Origin of the sequence: Micromonospora sp. M51 (genome assembly GCF_018070305.1) — a bacterium.
Lineage (GTDB): Bacteria > Actinomycetota > Actinomycetes > Mycobacteriales > Micromonosporaceae > Micromonospora > Micromonospora parva.
In genome coordinates, this window is the sequence record NZ_JAGPXZ010001416.1 from 1 (window position 1) to 585 (window position 585).

1 pseudogene is annotated in these 585 nt (G+C 72.3%); it reads right to left on the minus strand.

Annotated elements, in window-relative coordinates:
• Positions 1-585 (minus strand): annotated as a pseudogene (locus KBX53_RS35185) (ATP-binding protein); the annotation flags it as partial.

Sequence of the window (585 nt, forward strand, 5' to 3'; positions counted from 1 at the left end):
TGCGGTAGACGGCCCGCGAGTTCACCGTCACGGTGCCGGCGGTGGCCGGCGTGCCGTCACCCCAGTCGATGGTGGCCTGGTAGCCGTTGGCGTCACCGCCGGTGACGGTGGCCAGCGGCACCGAGACGGGCACGCCGGCGGTCGCGTGCACACCCTGGGTGGCCGTGACGGTGATGTCGCCGCCCGCGAGGTCGAGGTCACCCCCGGCGAGCAGCTCCACCTCGGCGAGGTTGGTCTGCGCGGCACCGACGGTCTTCGTCACGGCAAGGCGGAACTGCGCGAACCGTCCCGGCTTGTCGATCGAGTACGGGCGGGTCTGGTTGCGCCACGGGAACACCTGGTCCGTGCGGGAGTCCACAGTGGTCCAGGTGAGGCCGTCGTTGGAGCCCTGCAGGCGCCAGTCCGCCGGGTCGCCCGCGCCGGCCCCGGAGGTGACCGTGTAGGACGTCGGCTTCTGCCTGCCACCGCGGAACGCCCAGGTGATCTGGGGGGTCGCCGAGGTGAAGGTCAGCTGCGAGGTGGACGAGTCGTCGAAGAGCTTCGACGCGTCCTGACCGCCGGTGGCGGTCGCGGTGCCGAGACCGG